General features: G+C 59.8%; 18 protein-coding genes. 6 read left to right on the top strand and 12 right to left on the bottom strand.

Translation table 11 applies throughout. The features are described from left to right. Window positions 1-58: 58 nt before the first annotated feature. Both AC1DYR_RS20000 and AC1DYR_RS20005 read right to left on the bottom strand, forming a co-directional pair. On the bottom strand, window positions 59-1,783 hold the full coding sequence (locus tag AC1DYR_RS20000) for a phospholipase D-like domain-containing protein (RefSeq protein ID WP_477706646.1): 1,725 nt from the start codon (window positions 1,781-1,783) through the stop codon (window positions 59-61). A 66-nt stretch (window positions 1,784-1,849) separates the two neighbouring features. Then, the gene (locus AC1DYR_RS20005; protein WP_477706647.1) at window positions 1,850-2,860 is read right to left on the bottom strand and encodes a ribonuclease T2 family protein; all 1,011 of its coding nucleotides are present in this window, start codon (window positions 2,858-2,860) and stop codon (window positions 1,850-1,852) included. Between the two features lie 864 nt (window positions 2,861-3,724). On the opposite strand from AC1DYR_RS20005, the gene AC1DYR_RS20010 reads away from it, so the two are divergent. Continuing rightward, window positions 3,725-4,123, top strand: coding sequence for a hypothetical protein (locus AC1DYR_RS20010; protein ID WP_477706648.1), 399 nt, complete (start codon window positions 3,725-3,727; stop codon window positions 4,121-4,123). A gap of 15 nt (window positions 4,124-4,138) precedes the next feature. Here the strand turns inward: AC1DYR_RS20010 and AC1DYR_RS20015 are convergent, their stop codons facing one another. Further along, complete coding sequence (locus AC1DYR_RS20015) at window positions 4,139-5,371, bottom strand: multidrug effflux MFS transporter (RefSeq protein WP_477706649.1); 1,233 nt, start codon at window positions 5,369-5,371, stop codon at window positions 4,139-4,141. After that, window positions 5,368-6,216 (bottom strand): 16S rRNA (cytidine(1402)-2'-O)-methyltransferase, encoded by an 849-nt coding sequence (gene rsmI / locus AC1DYR_RS20020; RefSeq protein WP_477706752.1) that lies wholly within the window; start codon window positions 6,214-6,216, stop codon window positions 5,368-5,370. Before rsmI ends, AC1DYR_RS20015 begins: the two co-directional genes overlap by 4 nt. A 50-nt stretch (window positions 6,217-6,266) precedes the next feature. Between rsmI and AC1DYR_RS20025 the strand changes: the two genes are divergently transcribed. The 3 genes from AC1DYR_RS20025 (at window position 6,267) to AC1DYR_RS20035 (ending at window position 8,077) form a co-directional block, all read left to right on the top strand. Next, entirely contained in the window at window positions 6,267-6,722 is a 456-nt protein-coding gene (locus AC1DYR_RS20025; protein ID WP_477706650.1) for a YraN family protein, read from the top strand. A gap of 99 nt (window positions 6,723-6,821) precedes the next feature. Further along, window positions 6,822-7,421, top strand: a complete 600-nt coding sequence (locus AC1DYR_RS20030; protein ID WP_431098788.1) for a phosphoheptose isomerase — start codon at window positions 6,822-6,824, stop codon at window positions 7,419-7,421. Continuing rightward, on the top strand, window positions 7,418-8,077 hold the full coding sequence (locus AC1DYR_RS20035; protein WP_477668831.1) for a BON domain-containing protein: 660 nt from the start codon (window positions 7,418-7,420) through the stop codon (window positions 8,075-8,077). The genes AC1DYR_RS20030 and AC1DYR_RS20035 overlap by 4 nt, the downstream gene beginning before the upstream one ends. 81 nt (window positions 8,078-8,158) lie before the next feature. Here the strand turns inward: AC1DYR_RS20035 and AC1DYR_RS20040 are convergent, their stop codons facing one another. From AC1DYR_RS20040 to AC1DYR_RS20050, 3 genes are all read right to left on the bottom strand, one after another. Further along, window positions 8,159-9,061, bottom strand: a complete 903-nt coding sequence (locus AC1DYR_RS20040) for an NAD(P)-dependent oxidoreductase (protein ID WP_477706651.1) — start codon at window positions 9,059-9,061, stop codon at window positions 8,159-8,161. 173 nt (window positions 9,062-9,234) lie between these two features. Further along, window positions 9,235-9,615 carry a tautomerase family protein gene (locus AC1DYR_RS20045; RefSeq protein ID WP_477668829.1) on the bottom strand — a complete coding sequence of 127 codons (381 nt, stop codon included), beginning with the start codon at window positions 9,613-9,615 and terminating at the stop codon, window positions 9,235-9,237. An 83-nt stretch (window positions 9,616-9,698) separates the two neighbouring features. Beyond that, a complete protein-coding gene (locus AC1DYR_RS20050; protein WP_477706652.1) occupies window positions 9,699-10,121 on the bottom strand; it encodes a 4-oxalocrotonate tautomerase in 423 nt (140 codons plus the stop codon). Window positions 10,122-10,237: 116 nt separating this feature from the next. Here AC1DYR_RS20050 and AC1DYR_RS20055 point away from each other — a divergent pair, with 116 nt between their 5' ends. Next, window positions 10,238-11,185: a LysR family transcriptional regulator gene (locus AC1DYR_RS20055; protein WP_477706653.1), complete on the top strand. Its 948-nt coding sequence runs from the start codon at window positions 10,238-10,240 to the stop codon at window positions 11,183-11,185. Here AC1DYR_RS20055 and AC1DYR_RS20060 read toward each other — a convergent pair. After that, complete coding sequence (locus tag AC1DYR_RS20060) at window positions 11,182-12,318, bottom strand: PilT/PilU family type 4a pilus ATPase (protein ID WP_457281554.1); 1,137 nt, start codon at window positions 12,316-12,318, stop codon at window positions 11,182-11,184. The genes AC1DYR_RS20055 and AC1DYR_RS20060 overlap by 4 nt on opposite strands. 187 nt (window positions 12,319-12,505) lie before the next feature. Further along, window positions 12,506-13,549 carry a type IV pilus twitching motility protein PilT gene (locus AC1DYR_RS20065; protein ID WP_457281553.1) on the bottom strand — a complete coding sequence of 348 codons (1,044 nt, stop codon included), beginning with the start codon at window positions 13,547-13,549 and terminating at the stop codon, window positions 12,506-12,508. A 48-nt stretch (window positions 13,550-13,597) separates the two neighbouring features. Here AC1DYR_RS20065 and AC1DYR_RS20070 point away from each other — a divergent pair, with 48 nt between their 5' ends. After that, the gene (locus tag AC1DYR_RS20070) at window positions 13,598-14,317 is read left to right on the top strand and encodes a YggS family pyridoxal phosphate-dependent enzyme (RefSeq protein WP_477706654.1); all 720 of its coding nucleotides are present in this window, start codon (window positions 13,598-13,600) and stop codon (window positions 14,315-14,317) included. Between the two features lie 121 nt (window positions 14,318-14,438). Here the strand turns inward: AC1DYR_RS20070 and AC1DYR_RS20075 are convergent, their stop codons facing one another. From AC1DYR_RS20075 to AC1DYR_RS20085, 3 genes are all read right to left on the bottom strand, one after another. Continuing rightward, entirely contained in the window at window positions 14,439-15,005 is a 567-nt protein-coding gene (locus tag AC1DYR_RS20075) for a DUF3617 domain-containing protein (protein ID WP_477706655.1), read from the bottom strand. A gap of 79 nt (window positions 15,006-15,084) precedes the next feature. Beyond that, the gene (locus AC1DYR_RS20080) at window positions 15,085-16,227 is read right to left on the bottom strand and encodes an ABC transporter substrate-binding protein (protein WP_477706656.1); all 1,143 of its coding nucleotides are present in this window, start codon (window positions 16,225-16,227) and stop codon (window positions 15,085-15,087) included. A 191-nt stretch (window positions 16,228-16,418) separates the two neighbouring features. Continuing rightward, on the bottom strand, window positions 16,419-16,898 hold the full coding sequence (locus tag AC1DYR_RS20085; protein ID WP_477706657.1) for an Lrp/AsnC ligand binding domain-containing protein: 480 nt from the start codon (window positions 16,896-16,898) through the stop codon (window positions 16,419-16,421). Window positions 16,899-16,984: the final 86 nt, after the last annotated feature.

The following is a 16,984-nucleotide window of genomic DNA, read 5'->3' on the forward strand; positions in this document are numbered from 1 at the left end:
TGTCGTCAGGCCCAGGCTCTGTTACGTGCCTTCAATCCCAAGTGCCATTTTGGGGTTGTCACGCGAACAGCTTTCGGTCGAGGACCTTGCGCGGGTCCGTGTAGTCTTCATCCCACCACGGTTTCTGGCCGGTCTTTGGTGCTTTCTGTAATTGGATGGGCTTGCCGGAAGCGTGGGCCCTGGCCTGGAGGACGCGGAAATGGTAGTGGTCAAAGATGGTCAAGGCCTGGATCATGTAGGACACCGCGATGCGGCGGTCCTTTATGAGGAGAAGGTTTTCGCCGTTTTCGTTGTCGGCAGGCTTCGAGAAGTTGTAGGAACCCATATAGACGCGGGCTGTGGGTTTATCGAAGTCGATGACGACAAACTTGTGGTGCATGCGCGTGCCTCCTCCCTTGGCGTTCAGCGCAGTGGGCTCACTCTTGAAAGGCTCAGGAAGATTTTCGCTGAGGTTGGCGGCGAAAACGGGGGCAATTTTGCCGTCAGGCAGATGAACGTCCAGGCCCCCAGTTCTCTTGTCGGAAATGCCATAAACGAAGATGCCCTGCCTCTTGGTAACCTCCTTAATAGCGTCGGTCACGGCACCGCCAGTCTGATTCAGGAATGCCAATGAATAAAAGACCGAAGACTTCGCGCTGAGAATGTCATCGGCAATGGATTGCAGCACGCCGTCATCCTTGGCGTGGGGCGAGAAAGTGATTTTGGCATCTATGTCGACGAACTCGAGGCTGTGCCAATCAGTGGACTCCGTCGGACCGAAGCCTTTGACGAAATCGTTCTCCCAATAGTTTTCGAAGGCTTCAATGAACGGTTGGATGGCCTTCCTGCCGCGTACGATAACGGCGTTGTTGGACTGCACAAATTGGCCGCGCCAGGTGAAATTGGTGGAGCCGCAGATAGCAGCTTTCACGTCCTTGCCGCTGACCACAATTGTCTTGTTGTGCTGCAAGTTGCTCATGTGCTGGCGTTTGACTTGATCGGCTCCGGCCGTGACGACAAGGCGATCTGCAGATTGGGATTCGGCAGAGCTGTCGGGCTTGTGCTCCTTGCTGTTGTCGATGATGATGCGCAACCGCTTCTTGAGTTTCTCCAGGCGAGAAACTATCGCAGGGTCATTGAGGTCATAGCAAACCACCTGAACAAGTGCGGTCCTGTCGGCGATGGCGGCATCAAGGACTTCGAGAATTGCACCGCGGGCTTCGAATCCCATCCATTCAAGGGCTTCGTTTGCTTTCGGATGGGTAGGCACGAATTGGAGACCCTCGTCGGCTGTAGCGGGGATGAGAGTCTCCATTCCATCGATTGCAGTGACGTAGTGATCAACGAAAGCTTGTGAAGAGACGAATCCTCGAGTGAACGCGACGTTCAGTTTCCCGGGATAAGTTTCACGAGCCAGGACAATGCCTGTCTCTTGAGCCTCGCCGTAGCTGAGCTCGTTTGACGCACTCATGAACACTGGCGTGACCCGGTATATGAATTGCCCTTCCTTTTCAGCGTTCACGGGGAAGTGGGCCCAGCGGAATTTTTGAATGGGCGAGAGGCGGCTTGAGGTGCGCTCCTTATTCACGCTGCCGTCGGGATTCGGAAAGTTGATGCGGTTCTTGATCGTCCAGAAGCGGTCGCCGCCAGGCTCTTTGTATTCGAGAGCGAAGCCAACGAAATCGCGTGGGGGTTTTGCCTGCTTCCAATTCATGGCGAGGAGGACCATGCCATCGCCGCGGTGAAGTTTCAAGGTAAACGGGGCGCTGGCGTTCTTTGCGACTATTTGGAAATCACCGGACATACTTGACTCCTTTGAAACGTCTTGCCATGCTTGTTCTCGCGTGCTGAGCCTTGGTACCAGGCGGCTTTAGTTCCTGCCGCTGGCCTCGATACGGATGTCTTCGGGACACGAGGCACCCATGCCTTCCTCGCTGGTTGATGCCCCGACCAGCTCGCGGATGCCGGCATCTTCTCGGAAGTTCAGCGGCAGACGGATGCGGACTTCTTGCAGGTATTCGCCCGCGCATAGCAGGCCAACGTGATCCCGTGGACCGGGAAGCCCTGTTGCTTCCCCGAAGCGCTTCAAGAACTCGGCATGGGAAATCCTGCCGCCGATGTTGGCGCGGATGTATTGACCCACTACGGAGTCATTAACCGTACGGACGGCGTTTACCGCGCGTCGGAAATAGCTGTTTGCGTCCATCGTGGTCTGGCAGGTGCCGTGCTTCTTCCATTCGTAGTTTCCGAAAGTCGTTTCGAAGAAGAAATTCGGCATCCATGGCGCAATGTAGGACACCGTGTCTTCGGACAGGACAGGCGGTGTATTGCCGCAATCCGCATAGGTTGTGCCGCACTGTTTGCGGTTGGGCCAGAGCCCGTGCAGTGTCAGGTTGGAAACCACCAGGCGGCCGTCAGCCATGTTGTCGCATTCGGGTTTCGTTCCGTTGTACTTGAAGTGCTCGCAGAATCCAGGCTGCCAGGTCACGGCCAGCACGTAGCTGTCATGCAGGCCTGGCTGGTGGCTGCAGGACCCGCCCGCAGTCGGTGCGCTGCCGAACGCGAAACCGCTGACTACGCCGCACTCCGCGGCCACCCAGCGCAGCGGTTCGTTGACGTCCGGAATCTGGATGCGCAACCAACGCGCTTCGCGCGTGTTGACCTCGCGAATCTCGTAGTCCGCACCCGGCGCTACCTTGACCAGGCCTGGGTTGGTACCTTTGGTAAAGGAAAGGTAGGCGTCACAGGAACGGGAGGCGCGGAATTGGCCATTGGCCGCTTCGCTGGCCGAAGCAAGTGGCGCACCCAGTGACAACAGCATAAGCAGTGCCGGGACAAGACCGCCCCTGCGGTCGGCGATGTATTGAACCAGGCCACCCATAGTCAGGCGGCCAGGGAAAGCGACGGCCCGGATGTGGGCGCTTGATTTTGACTTGAGCATCTCCCCCCCTCTTCGAGAAGCTGCGCCAACCCCCGATCACGTATGTACTTGCCTGGTCGCGCTTTGCCCTCTGGTGGAAGCCTATCCATTCAGGATGGTTGACGCCATCCTCCATTTGGGGGAGAGCAACTCAGCGACGCGAAGTGGCAACCGGACGCGCATGGTTTTCTTGTCCGAACGGCATAGCGATGCATCCTAAACCTGGCTGCTGCGACGTCCGTTTTCCTGAAGCAACATCCGTAGATGCAAGTTGAGTTGGTTGCGCTGGAACTGACGGTGAATCTGGTCGAATCGCGTCAGCGCACGTGGTGGCGCCAGCCTGCATTCCAGCATTGAATCCCAGGCACGTCCCGCGCCGAATGTGCGCTGAACGTCCATTGCGTGTCGTGCTGATCCCGTGGCTGGATTCTCGCTCGGAGGATACTTTTAAAGTATCAACATAGAAGAATCAAGATATTTTACAGACGGCAACTGCCTTCCTAGAATTGCCAACAATACCGTGAGTTACCCTGCGCCATGGACGCCAGAAACAACGATAGCGGCGGTCCATACGGCTTCGGTGAGAGCGGCATGATGCAAAAATCCGTTATTCGACCCGCGCAGGGACGATCGGTCGGGCTCAACCTTAAGGCAGAGACTACGGTGCCATCCAGCAGGAACATTTTGGCCGGGATGGAGTCCCAAGTCTCGTGATCAATTCAATTTCAGGCAGGAGTAACCGTGAGGGTATTTAAATTAGTTTCCGTTCTTGTTGTCGCAGCGCTGTGTGCCGCCGGCTGCGCGTTGACAGCGATAAAGCCCGGCATGACCCGTGAGAACGTCATCGCGCTTCGCGGCACGCCGTCCCGGGTGGTGCCGCTGGATGCGGGAACCCGGCTGCAGTATTCGGGCCAGCCGCTTGGTCAGTTCGCTACGATGGTAGATCTGGATGCCGCCGGCAGGGTCATCAGCGTCCGCGAGGTTCTGACGCCGGCAGAGTTCTCAAGAGTCCAGCCGGGCGAGTGGACGCGCTCGGATATGGAACGCGAATTTGGCCGGCCGGCAAAGATTGACCGTGTAGCGTCATGGCCCGGCGACATCATGACTTACCGCTGGCGAGACAGTGATCAGCCCATGTTTTTCTGGGCTTATCTGGACGGCAATAACGTGGTGCAGCGCATCGGGCAGGGCATGGAATTTCCCATGCGAGTCAATGATCGTTAAAAGGCGTATTGCACGTTAGTCGGGTGTTGCGGAGCGGCCGATATCCGGCCACCGGTGATGCAGATACACCCAGGCAACCAACCCGATGCACATCATCCCGAGAGAGACTGCCGCCAATGCCCGGGTGGAGTGCATTGCGAGCGGGGCAATGACACCGGCAACAATGCCGTTGGCGGTTGAGCCCACGAAGGCCTGAAGGGAAGAAGCCATGCCGCGGCGTTCAGGATAAAGGTCCAGCACCAGCAGCGTGACGACCGGCACCATCAGCGCCCAGCCGAATGCAAACACTGCGATCGGAAAGAGGGACCACGAAGCATGCGGGGCGAACAGCATGTTGGCAATCAGGTTAAGCACCGAGGTGACCAGCATGATGACAAAGCCATGCCGTATTTGCTGCTTGGGGGCAATCTTTCCTGCCAGGCTGCCGCTCAGCCACGCGCCGGACATGATGCCGGAGATTGTCAGGATGAAAAACCAGAAAAATTCGGTAGGCTGCAGTGCCAGGTGTTCCCCCAAAAAAGCGGGTGCTGACAGCACATACAAAAACATGCCGTTGAATGGCACGCCGCTGGCCAGCGCCAGCAATAAAAAGCGGGGACTGGAACCCAACTGCCAGTAGCCCCGCATCAGGTGCCTGACTTCAAACGGCTGGCGTTCCAGCGGCGGAAGTGTCTCGGGCAAGAACCGGAAGTTGGTAGCCCACAGGATCACACCCACTCCCGTCAGAAACCAGAAGATGCTGTGCCAGCCCAGATGCACAAAAAGCCAGCCGCCGACAATGGGCGCCAGGGCTGGGGCCACTCCGAAATAGATAGTGACCTGGCTCATGACCTGTTGGGCCTGAGCCGGCGGGTACATGTCGCGTATGACGGCGCGCGACACCACAATGCCCGCACCTGTCGACAAGCCCTGCATGGCCCGGAAAAAAACCAGTTGCCCGATGCTTTGCGACAGCGCACAACCGGCCGACGCCAGAGTGAACAGCGCGATTCCCCACAATACCACCGGCCGGCGGCCAAAACTGTCGGCCAGCGCGCCGTGAAACAGGTTCATGAAAGCAAAACCGAACAGGTAGGCCGACAGCGTCTGCTGCATTTCTACCGGCGATGCGCCCAGCGACCGCGCCATGCCGGAAAAGGCGGGAATGTAGGTGTCGATGGAAAACGGCCCGAGCATCCCGAGCACAGCCAGCAGGGCGGCGAGCGTCCAGCGTGGGGCGCGCCAGAGTTCGTCGGCGTTGGGGTTCATTCTTTTTTCAGCTTGAGTGCGGTGTCATAAAGCTCGTTGCGTCCCACGCCGGTGATTTCTGCCGCGACTTTTACCGCAGTCTTGAGTGGCAACTCTGCCAGCAACAGCTGCAGCACCCGTGTGCCATCCTCAGGGCTGTCCGCAACGGCGCAAGGATGCAGTACCAGTGCAAATTCACCGCGCGTACGCTGGGCGCCAGCCGCCAGCCAGCCGGAAAAATCCTGCGCCGGCACGGTTGCAATTTCCTCGAATTGCTTGGTCAGCTCACGGCCAACGGTGACCAGGCGGTCTTGCAGCACCGCCAGTGCTTTTGCAAGCGCCTCGATGCGGTGCGGCGCTTCCAGAATCACGATGGCCCGGGTATTGGTTTGCAGCTGCTGGATGGCCTGGTCGCGTTCGCCGGCCTTGCTCGGCAGGAAACCGGCAAATACGAACCCGGTGTCACCGCCCGGGCTGCTGAGCCCGGCCACGCTGAGCACCGCGGTGACACTGCTGGCGCCCGGCAAGGGCATGATGGCCAGTCCAGCAGCACGAACGGCGGCGACCAGGCGGGCGCCGGGATCGCTCACGGCCGGCGTGCCGGCGTCGCTGATATAGGCCACGCGTTCACCCCGCTGCAGGCGTTCGATCACCAGGCCTGCGGCCTCAGCTTCATTGTGTTCGTGCACTGCCAGCAAGGGTTTGTCGATGCCGTATTGACGCAGCAGGGGTTGCGAATGTCGTTTGTCTTCGCAGGCTATGGCGTCTACCAGTTGCAGTACTTGCAGGGCGCGCAGGCTGATATCGGCCAGGTTCCCGATCGGAGTCGCCACCACATAAAGCGCGCTTTCCGGATAATGCTGCATGCCTGCTGCGGCGCGTGCCGCATCCAGAGCCAGGTCGAAGGAAGCGTTCAATGTGGTTTTCCAGAAAACAGGTTGCCGGGACGGTGTCAAAAGCGACGGCCCTTCAGGCTCAAGCCTCGCCCGGGCAGGTTACCACCAAGTCGAAGGGCGATGCTGCGGAAGCTGCCGCGCGAGCCTATCTGGCCAAGGCCGGGCTGATGCTGGTCGATACCAATTATCGGACGCCGGGCCGCGGTGGCGGCGAGATCGACCTGGTCATGCGCGCACCTGACGGTACTCTGGTGTTTGTGGAAGTGCGCCAGCGCACCGGCGTCTCACACGGCGGCGCCGGCGCCAGCATCAGCCCCGCCAAGCAACGGCGAATCATCTTTGCCGCGAGGCACTATCTCGTGCGTTTCGGCAGCCCACCGCCTTGTCGATTCGACGTGGTACTGGTCAACGGAGCGCAGGAGAACGGGGCGGTCCCTGCCATTGAATGGCTGCCCGGGGCCTTCGACGCGTCCTGAGCGCCGGGAATGGATGGCGGAATTTGTAACCATCCATTGCCAGCCTGCGCAAACCCCTCCGGGACCGGCGGTGCAGTCCGACCCGCTATCATTGACCCCATGCTTGAACAACGTATCGAACAGCAGTTCATTGACAGCGCCGACCTGAAATACCAGGCGGCACAGGTCTTGTCCAAACCGATTGCGGCCGCCGTGCAGGCCATCCTGGCCAGTGTCACCAGTGGCGGCAAAGTCCTGGCCTGCGGCAACGGTGGCTCGGCAGCGGATGCCCAGCATTTTGCGGCGGAGTTCGTGGGGCGCTATGAGCGCGAGCGGCCCGAGTTGGGTGCGATTGCGCTGACGACCGACAGCTCCATCCTTACCGCCATTGCCAACGACTATGACTTCACGGTCATCTTCTCGAAGCAGGTGCGTGCCCTGGGCGGCGCCGGCGACGTATTGCTGGCCATCAGCACCAGCGGCAATTCGGCCAACGTGCTGGCCGCCATCGAAGCCGCCCATGAGCGCGAGATGACCGTGGTGGCGCTGACGGGGCGCGGGGGCGGCAAGATGACCCATGCCCTGCGCGAAACCGATGTGCATATCTGCGTGCCGCATGAGCGGACCGCGCGTATCCAGGAAGTGCACCTTCTTGTCCTCCATTGCATTTGCGACGGTGTGGACACCCAGTTACTTGGCGATCAGGAGACCTCTGTATGACATATGCCCCGTTGAAACGACTCACTCTGGCCGTTGGTACGTCGGTCTTGCTTGGCAGTGCCCTGACAGCCTGCTTTCCTTTGGTGGTAGGCGGCATGGCGGGCGGCGCGCTTGTTGCCACCGACCGCCGCACGTCGGGTGCGCAGCTGGAAGACGAGGGCATTGAATTGCGGGCGGCCAGCCGGATTCGCAGCAACGTGGGCGACCGTGTGCATGTCAACTTGACCAGCTACAACCGCCAGGTGTTGCTGACGGGTGAAGTGCCCAGCGCGCAAGACAAGCAGCTGGTCGAGCAGATCGTTTCGCGTGTGGAGAATGTGACCTCGGTGGTCAATGAACTGGCCGTGATGGGCAACGCCACCCTGACACAGCGCTCGTCCGACACCCTCGTCACCGGCCGTGTCAAGGCGATGCTGGTGGATGCCCGTGACCTGTCGTTGAACGCCTTCAAGGTGGTGACCGAGCGTGGTACGACCTACCTGATGGGGCGTGTGACACAGCGCGAGGCGGATCGCGCCACCGAAGTGGTCCGCTCCACTCCGGGTGTGCAAAAAGTCATCCGCATGTTTGAAATCATCAGCGAGGAAGAGCTGGCACGCATGCTGCCGTCAAAACCCGTCGAACCACCCGCAGGCGCCAAACCCGCCGGGAGTTGACGTTAGTTAGGGGCGGGCAGTGCTGGCCTCGGCAGCATTGCCGTTCTGCTTTCCACCCGATTTTTCCGGTCGGCCCAGTTTCTATTTCAGGCGCTTGATCAGGCTCGATGTGTCCCAGCGCTGGCCGCCCATGGCTTGTACGTCGGCATAAAACTGGTCGACCAGGGCCGTCACAGGCAGGCGCGCACCGTTGCGCTTGGCTTCGTCCAGTACCAGGCCCAGGTCCTTGCGCATCCAGTCCACGGCAAACCCGAAGTCAAACTTGTCGGCCACCATGGTTTTGCCGCGGTTGTCGAGCTGCCAGCTTTGCGCTGCGCCCTTGCCAATCACCTCCAGGACCTGGTTGACATCCAGACCGGCCTTCTGGCCAAACGCCACCGCTTCGCTCAGGCCCTGTACCAGGCCGGCAATGCAAATCTGGTTGACCATCTTGGTAAGTTGCCCCGCGCCGCTTGGCCCCATCAGCGTGAAGGCTTTTGAAAAAGCCATGCCCACTGGTTTCACGGCCTCAAATGCTGCGGCGTCTCCGCCGCACATCACTGTGAGCGCGCCATTTTGCGCACCAGCCTGGCCACCCGAGACGGGTGCATCTATGAAGTGCAGGCCGATCTTGGAGGCCGCGGCGGAGAGTTCACGCGCCACATCGGCCGAGGCCGTGGTGTGGTCCACGAAGATGGCGCCCGGTTTCATGCCGGCCAGCGCTCCATCGTTACCCAGTACCACGCTGCGCAGGTCGGCATCGTTGCCCACGCAACAGAAAATGACGTCTGCGCCTGCAGCCGCCTCGCGCGGTGTGGCGGCTGCACGGCCCTTGAACTCGCTCGTCCAGGAGGCAGCCTTGGCGGCGCTGCGGTTGTAGACCGTGACGTCGTGGCCCGCCAGCGCCAGGTGCCCGGCCATCGGGAAGCCCATGACACCGAGGCCCAGGAAGGCGACAGTACGTGAATCGGAAGTTTCGTAGGTTTTGGGGTGAATTGATGACACAGTTAAATCTCTTGAGGCCCGTCGGGCAAGGGGGTTTTGCAGCAATGATTATGGCTTGATTGCGCGCTTTGCCCAGTGAGCCTCCCTGTTTTCCCATGAAGGAACAGCTTCACATTCATGGCGCATCTCAGCGCGTTGGGGGATATGCAAAACAGGCTGTCCTGCCCCTTTTTTTAACTGAATTGCATCATGCCGTTTCCAAAAGACCAGTTCTCACGCGACGTCTCAACCAGATTGATGATGACGTCGGCCGGACTAAAGCTGCAATTCGACGAGATTTGTTTTCCGATTTCCGAGAAGAGCGCCTTCTTCATGTCCAGCGATCGGCCGGGGGCGCAGAATATTTGAATAAAAACCACGTGGGCGGAGTGCGTGACCCCAAGGAATTCCTCGGAGCAAATGAGCTGGCGCGGTGCATGACGCGTGAGCGTCTGGAAGCGATCCGGCCCCGGCACATTGAAAGTGTCTACCAGGGCTTGATGCACAAGGCCCGACACGGCCGAAAGCTCTTCGTCCGGCGTGGTGTCAGGAAGGTCAATTCGTACGAGAGGCATGAAGTTTCCTGTGGGTTTAATCGGTTGGTGTGCTGTGCGGAGAGACGGAGATGAGTGGGGGCAGGGTGAGTTCCCGCGCTTGGCTAGCCCGCGGCAGCTCCAATGGCCATTCCCAGGTCGGCGTTGGTATAGGCTTTGCCGGCAATTCCCCAGGCGCCCTCCACCGCATAGGTCACGTTGACGAAGGTGCGCGCTCTCGGGTGTTTTCCCGCCTTGAGCTCGTCAATGATGTCTGTTGCCGCCTTGACGAAGTTGTCTTTCACCGACTGATCGGGGAAGGTGACAGAAGGGACCTTAACCTCTATGACCGCTAGCGACTGGGGTTTGCCGCCGGCATAGCTGTGCTCTTCAGGGTAAATGTCGACATGCCCGATGACTGCGGGAGTCATGAAGGTGTTTCCGCTGAGGCCGTGCACCTGCAGCAAGGCGTCTGCAACTCTGGAGAAAACCTCCCGCTCGCCGGCCGGCGTTAAAAGTCCCTGCGATAGCTGGATGGAGATGGGCATAAAAATCCTTTGGTGAACCACGGCGCAACATGTCCGTGCGAAGTGAACTGTGCCCAAGATGGCGTCGGCTGGAAATCCCCCCGAATGCATAATGCTTGTGTCAAATCTGCACAAGCATGAAAAACCTCAGCCTTGACGACTTCTCGCTGTTTGCGCAGCTTGCATCTGCCCAGTCGCTCTCGACAGTAGCGAGGGACCGCAACGTTGCGGCCAGCCATATGTCGCGTTCGCTCGCGCGCATGGAGGCTCAATGCGGCCTGCGGCTGATGCACCGGACCACTCACAGCCTCTCTCTCACTGACGAAGGTGAGGTCTTCCTCGAATATGCCCAGCGCATCCTTGCCGAACACAGGCAATTGCAAAACAGCTTCGCCAGCAGAAGCCGCTCAGTGGTGGGTACGGTGCGCTTGAGCATCAGCCAGATTCTTGCTGAATATGTACTGATTCCCCGGCTGGGCAAGCTGCGGGCCTTGCACCCGGAATTGAAGCTGGACCTGCATCTGGATGATCGCCTTGTCAGCATGGCCGATGAGGCGATGGATATCGTCGTGAGGGCGGGTGTTGCACCTGCGCAGACGGCCATTGCCCGTAATCTTGGAAGCCATGGGCGTGCTTTGTACGCCTCACCCGTGTATCTCAAGAAGCATGGCGTTCCGCGTGCGCCAGCAGATCTTCAATTGCACAGCCTGATATCAAATACCACTTCGATTACCCACAATCAATGGACCTTCGAAGAAAATGCGGTCGTCACCCCACTCGCGGTGCAGGGGCAGTTGCGCGTCAATAGCAGCGCTGCGGTGGTTTCACTGGCCTTGGCGGGAGCCGGCATTGCCCGGATCAACGACGTTATCGGCCGCGAGCTGGTGGCGCAAGGCCGGTTAAAGCCAGTGCTGGCCCGGCACACGGTGAGCGATGTCTATTCTATTGATGCGGTGATTCTGGCCGAACGCCATCGGGCTCCCAAAATTCGGGCCACTATCGATTACCTTCAGGTCTGCTTCGCGGCCTTTTGCCCTTCCAACTCAGTCCTTGGCCGGAACAACGCCGGCAGTTCAGCGGCTTAGACGATAGCGAAGTTTTCGGTGCCGGCCGCCAGGTCGACGGACTTGGCGCGTTGCGAGTTGAGCTTGATCTGCAGGCGCAGGTCGTTCACCGAGTCGGCGTTGCGCAAGGCATCTTCGTAGGTGATGAAGTGGCTCTCGAAGGCGTCGTACAGCGCCTGGTCGAAAGTCTGCATGCCCAGGTTGCGGCTCTTTTTCATGATCTCCTTGATTTCGGAGACTTCGCCCTTGAAGATCAGGTCGGAGATCAGCGGCGAGTTGAGCATGACCTCCACCGCCGCAAAACGGCCCTTGCCGTCCTGCTTGGGCACCAGCCGCTGCGAAATCATGGCCTTGAGATTGAGCGAAAGGTCCATCAGCAGCTGGGTGCGGCGCTCTTCGGGGAAAAAGTTGATCACGCGGTCCAGCGCCTGGTTGGCGCTGTTGGCGTGCAAGGTGGCCAGGCACAGGTGGCCGGTTTCCGCGAACGCGATGGCGTGTTCCATGGTTTCGCGATCGCGGATCTCCCCCATCAGGATCACGTCGGGCGCCTGGCGCAGCGTGTTTTTCAGGGCCGCTTCCCAGCTGTCGGTGTCCAGGCCCACTTCACGTTGCGTGATCACGCAGTTCTTGTGCGCATGGACAAATTCCACCGGATCTTCAATCGTGATGATGTGGCCGAACGACTGCTCGTTGCGCCAGTCGACCATGGCCGCCAGCGTGGTGGATTTACCCGAGCCGGTAGAGCCCACCAAAATGGTCAGGCCGCGCTTGCTCATCACCACTTCCTTGAGTACCTGGGGCACACCCAGCCCATCGATGGTGGGCAGCACGGCGGGAATCGTCCGCATCACCATGCCGACCTTGCCCTGCTGGATGAACGCATTGACACGGAAGCGGCCCACGCCCGGTGGCGAGATGGCGAAATTGCATTCCTTGGTGCGTTCGAATTCGGCGGCCTGCTTGTCGTTCATGATGGAACGGGCAAGGGCGAGCGTGTGGCCGGCGTTCAGCGGCTGCGGCGACACTTTGGTCACCTTGCCGTCGACTTTCATGGCCGGTGGGAAGTCGCCTGTGATGAACAGGTCACTGCCATTGCGGCTGACCATGAGTTTCAGCAGATCATTGATGAATTTACTGGCCTGGTCGCGTTCCATTTGCGACTCCTTTCAAACAAACTCTGTCGTTGCCGGAAACTCGGCAGGATGGGTGACGGTGGTTCTCTCTTCAATCAAGCAGGGGCCGCGGAACCGGCTTTGCCGGGCCGCAGGCGCAGCGGCCCCGTACGCAAGGAAAGGGGCAGCGCGCCGTAGGCTCGAAGTGAAAAGCGTGGGGGCCATATCTCTAGCCGGGGAAGTTTTCCGGAATCTTGGCTTTGCCGCGAGCTTCCGCAGCAGAAATCACATTGCGTTTCACCAGCTCCGTCAAATTCTGGTCCAGCGTCTGCATGCCCACACTGTTGCCGGTCTGGATGGATGAATACATCTGGGCGACCTTGGCCTCGCGGATCAAATTACGGATGGCGCTGGTGCCCAGCATGATTTCGTGTGCAGCCACGCGGCCCGCACCGTCCTTGGTTTTGCACAGTGTTTGCGAAATCACGGCCTGCAACGACTCGGACAGCATGGAACGGATCATTTCCTTTTCCTCGGCCGGAAACACGTCGATGATCCGGTCGATGGTTTTCGCGGCGCTGGAAGTATGCAGCGTGCCGAAGACAAGGTGGCCCGTTTCAGCGGCCGACATGGCCAGCCGGATGGTTTCCAGGTCACGCATTTCACCCACCAGGATGGCGTCCGGATCTTCCCGCAGGGCCGACTTCAGCGCGGCGTTAAAGCTCAGGGTGTGTGGGCCAACCTCACGCTGGTTGATCAGGCATTTTTTGGATTCGTGCACGAATTCGATCGGGTCTTCCACCGTCAGGATGTGGCCGTACTCGTTTTCGTTCAGGTAGTTGACCATGGCGGCCAGTGTGGTCGACTTGCCCGAGCCGGTAGGGCCGGTGACCAGCACCATGCCCCGCGGTTTCATGGCCAAATCGCCAAAAATCTTGGGGGCGTTGAGCTGCTCCAGCGTCAGGATTTTGGATGGAATGGTCCGCAGCACCGCACCGGCGCCGCGATTCTGGTTGAAGGCATTGACGCGAAAGCGGGCGAGGCCGTCGATTTCGAACGAGAAGTCGACCTCCAGGAACTCTTCGTAGGTTTTGCGCTGGGTGTCGTTCATGATGTCATACACCATGGAATGCACCTGCTTGTGGTCCAGCGGATCGATGTTGATGCGCCGCACGTCGCCATGAACCCGGATCATGGGCGGCAAGCCTGCCGACAAATGCAAGTCAGACGCCTTGTTCTTGACGCTAAAAGCCAGCAACTGCGTGATATCCATCCCGGGACCCTTTGAAAATGGTTTTCAAACTAAGTTTACAGTTCGATTATGACCACGATTGTGCGCAATCTCCAGCTTGTCCGTGACCGGATAACCACGGCCTGCGTAGCCGCCGGGCGTAATCCGGCGAGCGTGCGGCTGCTGGCAGTCTCCAAAACCTTCGGTGCGGACGCCGTGATCGACGCCGCGTCGGATGGGCAGCGTGCCTTCGGCGAAAACTACATTACCGAGGGCGTAGAGAAAATTGCCGCCCTCCGCGCCTGGCAAGGCACTCAGGCACAGGGCCCTGCGATTACGCTGGAGTGGCATTGCATTGGCCCGGTTCAGAGCAACAAGACCCGTCTCGTGGCTGAGCATTTTGACTGGGTGCAGTCGGTCGATCGCCTCAAAATCGCCCAGCGGCTGAGTGAGCAGCGACCGCCCGGTTTGCCGCCGCTCCAGATCTGCCTGCAGGTCAACGTGGATGGCGGCGCCAACAAGTCGGGCGTGGCGCCTGAGGATGTCCTGGCGCTGGCGCAGGCGGTTGTGCAGCTGCCGAACCTCACCTTGCGCGGCTTGATGGCGATACCCGAACCTGCTATCGATTTTGTAGCTGCTTGCGCTGTCCACGAGCGGACAAAAGCCATTTTTGACGAAATTAATGCTTCAGGTGCGTTGCCTGCACCCATGGATACCTTGTCAATGGGCATGACCGCCGACCTGGAGGCGGCGATCCATTCGGGCAGCACCATGGTGCGCGTAGGCACCGCTATTTTCGGGGGCCGGTGAGCCTTTATCTAGCGAAGGGGCTCTTAACCCCAGCACGAGCCGCGGGACTGGCTTTGCCAGACCGCAGGCGGGCGGCTCCCTCGGGGGGCAGGGAGCTACACGCAGTGAGCGACCGTGGGGGCTATTTCTTGGGTGGCGCGATGGGTTTGATATTGCCGCAGTCGGCTGACAGCCACTTGCCGGAGGCGTCCATGGTCATCTTCTCGGGCTTGCCTTTGACGGTGGTCGTGGTGTTCATCTTCATGGTGTAGGCGGTGTCGCCGTTGAAGGTCATCACGCCTTCGCCGCTGGAGGGCGGTTGGGTGCACACATAAGAAATCTTCATGGTGTTGCCGCTGCGCGGTGACTGGGTGGTTTTGCAGTCGCCTTGCTGCTGCTGGGGCATTTCGTTGCGCTCGGCCATTTCCCTGGTGATGCACATCTTCATGCTCATGCCACCGCCGGCGCCGGTCCCCATGGACATGCCCTGTTTGCCCATCATGTCCTGCATCTGCTTGCGCTGCTCGGGCGACATGCTGGCCAGCTGCTTTTCCATGTTGGCCATGGCTTTTTCCATCTCACCGGAGCTTGACTGCATCTTGCTCGTCATTTCCCACAGGCCTGGTTTGGTGGTCTGCGCAGAAACCCCGGCGGACAGTGCCAGCGTGACAACAGCAAGGGCGGCTGGAAAAGGGGTGGAAAGCTTCATGGGTGTTCCTGGTGAATGGCAAACAGGGGATGAGCCCGCATTATTGCCAGCATGGGCCGTTTTGCAAGTTTCGATGCCGTCAGCGCATGAATTTTCCGCCGCGCCCGATGATGGTGAGGTCGGTGAAACGGGAGCCCTCGTGGCTCTGGGGGCTGTAGTTCACCGTGAAGCCACCCATGTTGTAGTCCCGCATGGACTCCAGCGCCGTCACCAGGCTCTCACGGGTCAGGTTCTTGCCGGCGGCCCGGCGCAGGCCCTCGGTAAAGACCTTGGCCACCAGAAAGCCTTCCATGCTGGAGAAGTCAAAGTCCTTGTGGCCGCCCTCCGCCATGCGTTGCTGATACTCACGCACGATGGCCGATGAGGGCGTGTAAGGGAAGGGCATCACCTGCGAAATCGTCACGCCCGCCCCGGTGTCGCCCAACTCTTCAGCGAGCGCCTTCGAGCCGACAAAGCTCACATTGAAAAACTGGCCGCCGTAGGCCTTGGCCCGTGCCTGCCGGATCAGCGCGGCGCAGGACTTGTAGGCACTGATCTGGATCACGGCCTCGGGCGTGACCTTGAGTATTTCCGCCAGGGGTGCGGCAATATCCACGCTGTTGCGCTCGACCGTGACGCTGGCAGCCGGCTTGAGGTTGCGGCGGGTCAGCGCCCGCATCACGCCTTCCAGCCCGGCCTTGCCGTAAGAGTCGTTCTGGTAGAAGACCGCGATTTTGGTGATACCGACGGTGCTCAGGTGCTGCACGATGCGCTCGGTCTCGTCAAAGTAACTGGCGCGCACGTGGAACAGGTTCCGGTTGAAAGGCTCGCGCAGGCCCTGTGCGCCGGTGAACGGGCCCACCAGCGGAATGCCTGCCGCGTTGATGGCCGGCACCGCAGCCAGGGTGGTGGGTGTGCCGACCGAACCGATCAGCGCGAACACCTTGTCTTCTTCGATCAGGGCCTTGACCGCGGCAGCAGCCTTTTCAGGTTCATAACCGTCGTCCCGCGAAACCAGCTTGAGGGTGCGGCCGTTGATGCCGCCGGCGGCGTTGACGGCGTTGAAGTGCGCCAATATGCCCAGTTGCATGCGCTTGCCCAGTTCGGCGGCGGGGCCGGTCTGGGCGGCGAATTGCCCGACGCGTATTTCGGTATCCGTCACGCCGATTTCTGCCGACTGCGCCGCGGCGGCGACAAGCACCCCCAGCAACACGCCCAAACGCCACCATGGCTTGTTTTTCATCAGGGACCTCCGTTTTTTCGTGGCGATGGTTTTTCGCCATTGCATATGCAACTTCTTGCATATGTGCACTGCAAGGTAGTCCAATGCGCACGGCTTGGCAACTCGGTTAGTCCGGGTGCGGCTGGATTTGAGCGGGAATCCGTGAGAAAAGTGTCGCTAACGCGGCCTTTTCAGGGGGAACAAGTGCCGGCCTAGACCCCCAGCGCCAGCCGGGTGGTATTTTTCACCTCTTCCATCACCGCGTAGGTGCGGGTTTCGCGCACACCCGGCAGCTGCCACAGCACTGTGCCGGCAAAAGAGCGGTAGGCCGCCATGTCGGCCATGCGGGTTTTGAGCAGATAGTCAAAGCCGCCGGCCACCATGTGGCATTCGGAAATTTCAGGGTGAACCTGCACCGCGGCCTTGAAGGCTTCAAACACATTGGGCGTGGTGCGGTCCAGCAGCACTTCGACAAACACCATCATGCCGGCGCCCAGCTTGAGCGGGTTGAGCAGGGCTTCGTAGCCCAGGATGTAGCCGTCCCGGCTCAAACGCTGCACCCGCGCCAGCACGGCGGTCGGCGACAGCGCTACGCTCTCGGCCAGCTTGAGGTTGGAAATCCGCCCGTCCTGCTGCAGGACATTCAGGATTTTCAGGTCAATGCGGTCAATTTCGGGTGAGGTTTCAAACATATGTAGTGAATTATTCGGTGAATTAGATAAATTTAGCGGGAAATTCAGCAACATTCAACAGAACATCACCGTATTGACTGAATAAC

The sequence above is a fragment of the Polaromonas sp. P1_F9 genome, assembly GCF_056405615.1.

Bases quoted from the DNA above. Each gene is read 5' to 3' on its own strand.
- AC1DYR_RS20050 (WP_477706652.1), bottom strand. From the start codon at position 10,121: ATGCCCATCTCCATCCAGCTATCGCAGGGACTTTTAACGCCGGCCGGC.
- AC1DYR_RS20010 (WP_477706648.1), top strand. From the start codon at position 3,725: ATGACCCGTGAGAACGTCATCGCGCTTCGCGGCACGCCGTCCCGGGTG.
- AC1DYR_RS20000 (WP_477706646.1), bottom strand. From the start codon at position 1,783: ATGTCCGGTGATTTCCAAATAGTCGCAAAGAACGCCAGCGCCCCGTTT.
- AC1DYR_RS20025 (WP_477706650.1), top strand. From the start codon at position 6,267: ATGTGGTTTTCCAGAAAACAGGTTGCCGGGACGGTGTCAAAAGCGACG.
- AC1DYR_RS20045 (WP_477668829.1), bottom strand. From the start codon at position 9,615: ATGCCTCTCGTACGAATTGACCTTCCTGACACCACGCCGGACGAAGAG.
- AC1DYR_RS20075 (WP_477706655.1), bottom strand. From the start codon at position 15,005: ATGAAGCTTTCCACCCCTTTTCCAGCCGCCCTTGCTGTTGTCACGCTG.
- AC1DYR_RS20055 (WP_477706653.1), top strand. From the start codon at position 10,238: ATGAAAAACCTCAGCCTTGACGACTTCTCGCTGTTTGCGCAGCTTGCA.
- AC1DYR_RS20060 (WP_457281554.1), bottom strand. From the start codon at position 12,318: ATGGAACGCGACCAGGCCAGTAAATTCATCAATGATCTGCTGAAACTC.
- AC1DYR_RS20065 (WP_457281553.1), bottom strand. From the start codon at position 13,549: ATGGATATCACGCAGTTGCTGGCTTTTAGCGTCAAGAACAAGGCGTCT.
- AC1DYR_RS20030 (WP_431098788.1), top strand. From the start codon at position 6,822: ATGCTTGAACAACGTATCGAACAGCAGTTCATTGACAGCGCCGACCTG.
- AC1DYR_RS20005 (WP_477706647.1), bottom strand. From the start codon at position 2,860: ATGGGTGGCCTGGTTCAATACATCGCCGACCGCAGGGGCGGTCTTGTC.
- AC1DYR_RS20015 (WP_477706649.1), bottom strand. From the start codon at position 5,371: ATGAACCCCAACGCCGACGAACTCTGGCGCGCCCCACGCTGGACGCTC.
- AC1DYR_RS20035 (WP_477668831.1), top strand. From the start codon at position 7,418: ATGACATATGCCCCGTTGAAACGACTCACTCTGGCCGTTGGTACGTCG.
- rsmI (WP_477706752.1), bottom strand. From the start codon at position 6,216: ATGCAGCATTATCCGGAAAGCGCGCTTTATGTGGTGGCGACTCCGATC.
- AC1DYR_RS20085 (WP_477706657.1), bottom strand. From the start codon at position 16,898: ATGTTTGAAACCTCACCCGAAATTGACCGCATTGACCTGAAAATCCTG.
- AC1DYR_RS20080 (WP_477706656.1), bottom strand. From the start codon at position 16,227: ATGAAAAACAAGCCATGGTGGCGTTTGGGCGTGTTGCTGGGGGTGCTT.
- AC1DYR_RS20070 (WP_477706654.1), top strand. From the start codon at position 13,598: ATGACCACGATTGTGCGCAATCTCCAGCTTGTCCGTGACCGGATAACC.